Origin of the sequence: Streptomyces sp. NPDC014991, from assembly GCF_043080665.1 — a bacterium.
In the GTDB taxonomy this organism is placed as follows: domain Bacteria; phylum Actinomycetota; class Actinomycetes; order Streptomycetales; family Streptomycetaceae; genus Streptomyces.
The window spans coordinates 1-7,856 of the sequence record NZ_JBIBVY010000048.1; the positions used below are offsets into that span (position 1 = coordinate 1).

The 7,856-nt window shown below is 69.4% G+C and carries 6 protein-coding genes and 1 pseudogene; all 7 read right to left on the minus strand.

Going from position 1 to position 7,856, the window contains the following annotated elements; all coding sequences use genetic code 11:
* A pseudogene (locus tag ACF1BE_RS34885) lies at positions 1-300 on the minus strand (glucose-6-phosphate isomerase); the annotation flags it as partial.
* Positions 301-452: 152 nt separating this feature from the next.
* Positions 453-788, minus strand: coding sequence for an RNA polymerase-binding protein RbpA (locus ACF1BE_RS34890; protein WP_003976875.1), 336 nt, complete (start codon positions 786-788; stop codon positions 453-455).
* A 213-nt stretch (positions 789-1,001) separates the two neighbouring features.
* On the minus strand, positions 1,002-1,238 hold the full coding sequence (secG, locus tag ACF1BE_RS34895; protein WP_392203007.1) for a preprotein translocase subunit SecG: 237 nt from the start codon (positions 1,236-1,238) through the stop codon (positions 1,002-1,004).
* Between the two features lie 130 nt (positions 1,239-1,368).
* Entirely contained in the window at positions 1,369-2,145 is a 777-nt protein-coding gene (gene tpiA, locus ACF1BE_RS34900; protein ID WP_392203008.1) for a triose-phosphate isomerase, read from the minus strand.
* A gap of 3 nt (positions 2,146-2,148) precedes the next feature.
* Entirely contained in the window at positions 2,149-3,360 is a 1,212-nt protein-coding gene (locus ACF1BE_RS34905) for a phosphoglycerate kinase (protein WP_392203009.1), read from the minus strand.
* Positions 3,361-3,494: 134 nt separating this feature from the next.
* The gene (gap, locus tag ACF1BE_RS34910; protein ID WP_392203010.1) at positions 3,495-4,502 is read right to left on the minus strand and encodes a type I glyceraldehyde-3-phosphate dehydrogenase; all 1,008 of its coding nucleotides are present in this window, start codon (positions 4,500-4,502) and stop codon (positions 3,495-3,497) included.
* A 298-nt stretch (positions 4,503-4,800) separates the two neighbouring features.
* Positions 4,801-7,755: a M14 family zinc carboxypeptidase gene (locus tag ACF1BE_RS34915; protein WP_392203011.1), complete on the minus strand. Its 2,955-nt coding sequence runs from the start codon at positions 7,753-7,755 to the stop codon at positions 4,801-4,803.
* Between the last annotated feature and the right edge of the window lie 101 nt (positions 7,756-7,856).

Genomic DNA, 7,856 nt, shown 5'->3' on the forward strand with positions numbered 1-7,856 from the left:
GTGCAGCACCGCCCGGTCCTCGGTGACGTTGATCCTCTCACCCGCGAACATGGCATCACGCAGACCGAACACATCCGTCGCCGCGGCCAGCTCCCTCAACAGCCCCAGCGTCTCATCCGTCACCAGATGCTTGCTGTAGTCGATATACAGATCACCCACCCGAAGCGTGTACCGCTCCGCGCGGCCGGGTCCCGCGGCGAAGAGGTCCCTCAGATGGGTGTCTGCCAGCTCCTCGCGGTGCCTGGCGAGCGCCGCCCATTCGGGCGTGCGGTTGAGCCTCGTACGGCCGTCTGCGTTCATTTCCGACCTCCGCCTCATGTCGTGCCTGTCCCAGCCGTTCCAACCTAGTTGATCAGCATGGGACGTGAGCCGGCACGACGACGGCAGGCCGGTACGGCGCGCCGTACACGGCTCCGGCCAGGCACCCATGGGTACCCGGCCGGTCGGTGTCGCTAGATCTCGCCCCGCAGTTTGGCGAGCGCCTCGGCGAGGATCGCCTCGCCGTCCGCGTCGCTGCGCCGCTCCCGTACGTACGCGAGATGCGTCTTGTAGGGCTCGGTGCGCGGCGGGTCCGGCGGGTTGTCCCGGTCCTGGCCGGCCGGGAAGCCGCAACGCGGGCAGTCCCAGGTCTCGGGAACCTGCGCGTCGCTGGCGAAGCTCGGCTGCGTCTCATGCCCGTTGGAGCACCAGAAGGAGATGCGCAGACGCGGCGCGGACTCGCCGCGCTCGGCCTCGCCCATCGGCCCCGCCCCGACCCGGCTTCCTCGGATCGCGTTGCCACTTGCCACGGTCGTAACTCCCTGCGTGATGGTGCCGCGAAAGCGAGTCGGCGTTTCGCTTCGCCGCGAGCGCCTCAGTCTACGTAAGGCCCAACGCGCGTCCAGTGATTGGAGTTACCGGCCCCCACATCAAGACGCAAGCCCCATGATAGGCCGCGCTCAGGATCGCGTACCGAACATGGGGCTTTACGTGCGGAACGGGCGGAACGTGCTGTTCGCGTGTCAGCTGTTCGACTTCATCAGAAGGCCGAGGACGATGATGCACGCGAACCACAGCAGAGCGATCACGATGGTGATCCGGTCGAGGTTGCGCTCGGCGACCGAGGAACCGCCGACGGAGGACTGCATGCCGCCGCCGAACATGTCGGAGAGGCCGCCGCCCTTCCCCTTGTGCATCAGCACCAGCAGCATCAGCAGCAGGCTGAAGACGATCAGGGCGATCGAGAACCCCAAAACCACGGCTGGACCAACTTCCTCGGATTCTGATGGACGACGGGGCCGACGCTCCCCCGGGAGCTGGCAGCTCCCATGACAGTTTCGGCCCCGCAAGGGTACGACGTATCGCCGCTACCGCCTACTCATGGCCGCGTCACTGGTCGCGGAACCGCACGATCCTGACGAACTCGTCGGCGTCCAGCGAGGCGCCGCCGACCAGGGCGCCGTCGATGTCGGCCTGGGCCATGATCTCGGCGACGTTGCCCGACTTCACGGAGCCGCCGTACTGGATGCGGATCTTGTCGGCCACGTCCTGCGAGTACAGCTCGGCGAGCCTGGCGCGGATGGCGGCGCAGACCTCCTGGGCGTCCTCGGCGCCGCAGACCTTGCCGGTGCCGATGGCCCACACGGGCTCGTAGGCGATCACGACGGTCTCGGCCTGCTCGGCCGGCAGGTCCTTCAGACCGCCGTCGACCTGGGCGAGGGTGTGGGCGACGTGCTCGCCCGCCTCGCGGACGTCCAGCTCCTCGCCGACGCACAGGATCGGGGTCAGGCCGTGCTTGTAGGCGGCCTTGACCTTGGCGTTGACCAGCTCGTCGGTCTCGTTGTGGTACTGGCGGCGCTCGGAGTGGCCGATCACCACGAAGGTGCACTTCAGCTTGGCCAGCATCGGGCCGGAGATCTCGCCGGTGTAGGCACCGGAGTCGTGCTGCGAGATGTCCTGGGCGCCGTACTTGATCCGGAGCTTGTCGCCGTCGACCAGGGTCTGCACGGAGCGCAGGTCGGTGAAGGGCGGCAGGACGGCGACCTCGACGGCCTCGTAGTCCTTGTCGGCCAGGGCGAAGGCGAGCTTCTGGACGTGCGCGATGGCCTCGAGGTGGTTGAGGTTCATCTTCCAGTTGCCCGCCATGATCGGCGTGCGGGTGCTCAAGGGTCAGTCCTCCAGTGCGGCGAGGCCGGGGAGCGTCTTGCCCTCGAGGTATTCGAGGGAGGCGCCGCCACCGGTCGAGATGTGGCCGAATGCGTTCTCGTCGAAGCCGAGCGTACGCACGGCAGCGGCGGAGTCACCGCCGCCGACGACGGTGAAACCGCCGGCGCCGACGAGGGCCTGGGCGACCGCTTTGGTGCCCTCGGCGTAGTCGGGGTGCTCGAAGACGCCCATGGGACCGTTCCAGAACACGGTCTCGGCGTCGGCGAGCTTCGAGGCGTACAGCTCCCGGGTCTTCGGGCCGATGTCCAGGCCCTCCTGGTCGGCGGGGATCTCGTCCGCGTCGACCACGCTGTGCTCGGTCGGGGCCTTGGCCTTCAGGTCCGGGAACTCCCGGGAGATCACGACGTCGACGGGGAGCAGCAGCTCCACGCCCTGCTCCTCGGCGCGCCGGATGTACTCCTGGACGACCGGGACCTGGTCCTCCTGGAGCAGGGAGATGCCGACCTCGTAGCCCTTGGCCTTGAGGAAGGTGTAGGCCATGCCGCCGCCGACGAGGATGCGGTCGGCCTTGCCGAGGAGCTGGTCGATGACGGCCAGCTTGTCGGAGACCTTGGCGCCGCCGAGCGCGACGACGTAGGGGCGCTTGACGTCGTCGGTGAGCTTCCTCAGGACGCCGACCTCGGTGGCGATGAGGTAGCCGGCGTAGTGGGGCAGGCGGGCCGGGAGGTCGTAGACGGAGGCGTGCCGCCGGTGCACGGCGCCGAAGCCGTCACCGACGTAGACGTCCGCGAGGGCGGCGAGCCGGTCGGCGAAGGCGCCGCGCTCGGTGTCGTCCTTGGCGGTCTCGCCGGTGTTGAAGCGCAGGTTCTCCAGGACGGCGACCTGGCCGTCGCTGAGCCCCGCGACCGTGTCCTGGGCGGACCTGCCGACGGTGTCGGTCGCGAAGGCCACGCCGGAGCCGAGGAGTTCACCCAGGCGGGAGGCGGCCGGCGCGAGGGAGAAGGCGGGGTCCGGGGCGCCCTTGGGGCGGCCCAGGTGGGAGGCGACGACCACCTTGGCGCCCGCGTCGGCGAGGGCCCTGACGGTGGGCAGGACGGCGCGGATGCGGCCGTCGTCGGTGATCGTCCCGTCGGCCAGCGGCACGTTGAGGTCGGCGCGGACGAAGACCCGCTTGCCGCGCACGCCGTCGGCGAGAAGTTCGTCGATCGTCTTCATTGAGTGGACTCCTGAGGAGGGCTCGTGGTGCACCTGATCGTAAGAGGACGTCGTCAGTACGCGGGACAGGGCCCGGACAGCGCGGCGGTGCGCTGCCCGGGCCCTGCGCCCACTTCGGGGTCCTGCTTCAGCGATCAGAGCTGGTTGCCGACGAAGACCGTGAGGTCCACGAGGCGGTTGGAGTAGCCCCACTCGTTGTCGTACCAGCCGATGACCTTCACGCTGTTGCCCTCCTGGACCATGGTCAGGGAGGAGTCGAAGGTGCAGGACGCCGGGGCGTTGACGATGTCCGAGGAGACGATCGGGTCCTCGGTGTAGTCGATGAGGCCCTTCAGCTCGCCCTCGGCGGCCTTCTGGAAGGCGGCGTTGACCTCTTCCTTGGTGACCTCGCGGCCGAGTTCCACGACGAGGTCGGTGACCGAGCCGGTCGGGACCGGGACGCGCATGGCCATGCCGTCCAGCTTGCCCTTGAGCTGCGGCAGCACCAGGGCGGTGGCCTTGGCGGCGCCGGTGGTGGTCGGGATGATGTTCTCGGCGGCGGCACGGGCGCGGCGCAGGTCCTTGTGCGGGAAGTCGAGGATGCGCTGGTCGTTCGTGTACGCGTGCACCGTCGTCATCAGGCCCCGGACGATGCCGAAGTTCTCGTCGAGGACCTTGGCCATCGGCGCCACACAGTTGGTGGTGCAGGACGCGTTGGAGATGACGTGGTGGTTCGCCGGGTCGTACTTGTCCTGGTTGACGCCCATCACGATCGTGATGTCCTCGTCCTTGGCCGGAGCCGAGATGAGGACCTTCTTGGCGCCGCCGGCGATGTGCTTGGCGGCGTCGTCCTTCTTGGTGAAGATGCCGGTCGACTCGATGACGATGTCGACGCCCAGCTCGCCCCACGGGATGTCCGAGGGGTTGCGCTCGGAGAGCACCTTGATGGTGTGACCGTCGACCGTGATCGTGTCGGCGGTGTGGGAGACCTCCTGCTTGAGGCGGCCCAGGATCGTGTCGTACTTGAGCAGGTGGGCGGTGGTCGCGGTGTCACCCAGGTCGTTGACAGCCACGACCTCGATGTCCGCGCCCTGCTCCAGCAGTGCGCGGAAGTAGTTACGCCCGATACGGCCGAAGCCGTTGATGCCTACGCGGATCGTCACGAACCGATCTCCTCGTTGGTACGCCGGCCATGCGGTGCCGGCGAGCTCTGTTTGGGATGTCCCCGACCACCACCGACCCTACCTCTCCGAGGGCCCCGGGGTGACATCGAGATGGCGCATACACGGGCAGGCGGTCCGTACTGGTCAGTAGGGGTACGGACCGTCCCGGATCGGCAGTGGGTTCATCCGGATGTGCGACGAAATGCGGGGCGCTTTTGACGCCGTTGTCACTCGTTCGTGAGCGGGTCGGCTCACATGATGAGTACCCCGTTCGCGCACCCCTGAGAGGGGGGTCCGCTCACCTGTCGAGCGAGTCGAACGCCTTCCTCAGGAGAGCCGCCCGGTCGGCCGCCGACGTCATCTGTTCGAGGCCGAAACCGAGCAGCACGGTGTCGTCCGTGGCGACCGCTCCGTACGTCCGGAACAGCGTCCCGGTACGCGCCCAGTCCTTGAGCACCGCCGGACTGCCCGCGGGCGGTCCGGCCGCCCTCCAGGCGCCCAGGGACGACTCGAAGCCCTCGGTCTCCCTCGCCGTGCCGCCCACCACCAGGGAGGCGTCGTCGGCCAGGACACCGTGGCCGCCGCTGCCCGGGTCGGTGACGTAACCGACCGACACCTCGACGGACTTCCCGGCGTAGCCGCTCAGGTCGAAACTCACCTGCCGCCAGCCGCCGGAGCTGCCGGTGAGGCTGTTCCAGGAGCCGGTGGTACCGGTCGCCGTGCAGGTGTTGCCCGTGAGGGTCAGGTAGTGCTTCAGCCACGGGTGCTCGGCGATCAGGAAGCCGTCCCCGCAGTCGGACGGCAAGGCCGTGCTCGTGGCCCCGCCGGCCTCGGGCAGCGTCGTCCAGTCGGCGGCGCCCGTGGTGTGCACCTCGACCACCGCGTGGTCGTAGCCGGGCTCGGTGTCCCACAGCAGCCGCATGCTCAGGGCCGGCTTGTCGGCGGCGCTGACACCGGTGAGGTCGATGGTGCGGGTGAGACGCTTGTAGGCGTCGTCGGTGTGCACCGCGGCGGCCATGGCGGCACCCGCGTACGGCCCGTACGGGTTGACCGTCCCGGGGAACGCTCCCGCGCCCGCGCTCCTGAACTGGGGGTACGTGGCGACCGGCAGCTCGTCGGAGGTGACGCCGTAGGTGCCCGCCCTGTCCAGCGGGTTGCCGGGCGCGTCGCCGAGGGTCCCGGTGACACCGTCGAGTGCGCCGGAGCCCGTGAAGCCGGTGGCCCCCTTGGTCGACGTCCGGCTGAAGGCCCCCAGGTAGTACTGGCTGAAGTCGTCCGACGGGGTGCCGCCGCCGAGGTCGACGCTGCCGCCGGCCAGTTCACCGGCCTCGATCAGCCTGCCGCCCTCGTTGAGGTAGGCGCGCAGCTGGAGCTGGGTGGGGTTGGCCGGGCCCTTCGCCCCCGAGTAGTGCACGACCGTCCGGAAGTGCCGCAGCACGCCGAGCGCGTCCGGGGCGCCCTGGGTGGCCACGTCCCACACGATCGCCCTGTGCCCGGCCGCCTTCAGCGCGTCCACGTACGTCCGTGCCTGCGTGGCGGCGGTCCCCTCCTCGGCGACGACGAGGGTGTCCGCCTTCGGCCGCTCGGCGACGGTGTAGGTGAAGTGGGAGCTGGAGACCTTCCTGCCGTCCCTGGTCTCGCCGGTGAACCACACCTCGACCGTGTCGCCCGGCTCGCCGTCCCGCACCCTGGCCCGGTACTCGTCGAAGTAGAGGTCGTCCTCGCCGCCGTAGGTCTGCCCGCCCTTCCAGGGCCGCAGCGCCTGGTCGAGCGTACGGCCGCCGTTGACGCGGTACTTCAGCTCCTTGTCCCGGACCGCCTTGCGGACGACGGCCGAGACCTCCTGGTCCGCGCCCCGGGCGTACGACGTGGAGAACGCGGCCGGAGTGAAGTCGGCGGCGCTCAGGCCGACCGAGGAGACCGGCTTGTCGGGGTGCACGGCGGACTCGGCGACGGAGAGCGCGAACGGGACGTTCTTCTCGAACTCCTGCCGGATCAGCCTCTCGTCGTCCGGGAAGTCGAAGACCGACCGGCAGTCCTGGGCCTTCCAGGCGTCGTCCGGATCGAGGTCCGACGCCGTCTGGCAGGTCGACATCTCCGGGGTGAACATCCCCATCCCGTTGACGTTCGACGCGTGGCCGTCCGCCTCGCCGTTGGTGGTGTACAGCTCCGAGGAGAGCTGCGAACGGTAGCCGGGAACGGCCGGCTTGTCGGGGGTGCCCGCCAGCGCCCGGTAGAGGACGTCGTCGGGCGTGGGGGTGGCCACCTGCCAGCCGACGCCGTACAGGAGGAGTTCGGCGGCGGAGTGGTAGTTGATGCCGTACGTGAAGCCGACGCGCTTCTCGAAGGCGTCCAGCGCCCGGGTCTCGGGCTCGGACGCCGGGCTCGCGCCGCGGTAGGTCTGGCTGGTCGGGTCGGGCGACGAACCCTCGTCGTCGTAACCCCACTTGTAGGCGAAATTGCGGTTGAGGTCGACGCCGTCACCCGTGCTGATGACGCCGTCGCCGTTGACGTCCCGCAGGTTCTTGCGCCACAGGCGGGTACCGGCGTCCCGGAAGGTGTAGTCGTAGCCGTCCGGGTTGGCCGACAGGACGAACCACAGCTCGGTCGAGTCGACGATTCTCTTGACCCGCCGGTCGGTCTTGTAGTGGTCCAGGTAGTAGTGCATCAGACGCCGGGTCATCTCCGGGGTGATCCACTCACGCGCGTGCTGGTTGGACATGTACAGCACGGGCGGCCTGGAGCCGTCGTGCGACCTCTTGGCGTTCCTGGTGACCTTGACCGCGAGGATGTCCTGGCCGCCGACGGTCCGGCCGATGGACTCCACCTTGGTGAGACCGGGGTGGTCCCGGGCGGTGCGCAGGATCTCCTCCTTGAGCCCGCCGCTGCCGCTGTAGGGACGGAACACGCCCTGCGCGGCGCCCTTGACCCGCGCCTGCGCGCGGGCGGACAGGGTGTGCTCGGTGAGCTCGACGCCCTGCTCGCGCAGCTGCGCGGCCTGCCTGCCGGTGAGGTAGACCTCGACCTCGATCCGGCCCTTCCCGGTCACCTGCTCGCTGAGTTCGCGGCCGTCCTGGCCCGCCGTCAGGAGCAGGGGCACCTGCTGCCGGGTGACATCGGCCCGGAAGACCCTGACCTCGTCCGGCCGGGGTGTGGCCGGATGTCCGCTCTGTGCCTGGGCGATGGGCGCGAGGCTCGCTCCGCCGAGCAGAAGCGCGCCGACAGCGAGGATCGATCTCGCTCTGTGTCTCATGAACCCCCCTAGGTCGTGTCCGCAAAGTCAGGGCAGCCAGAGTCGTAGGCAGGCGAGGGTGACCAGCGCCTGGTAGTGGCGGGCGCGTTTGTCGTAGCGGG

Bases quoted from the DNA above. Each gene is read 5' to 3' on its own strand.
- ACF1BE_RS34915 (WP_392203011.1), bottom strand. From the start codon at position 7,755: ATGAGACACAGAGCGAGATCGATCCTCGCTGTCGGCGCGCTTCTGCTC.
- ACF1BE_RS34905 (WP_392203009.1), bottom strand. From the start codon at position 3,360: ATGAAGACGATCGACGAACTTCTCGCCGACGGCGTGCGCGGCAAGCGG.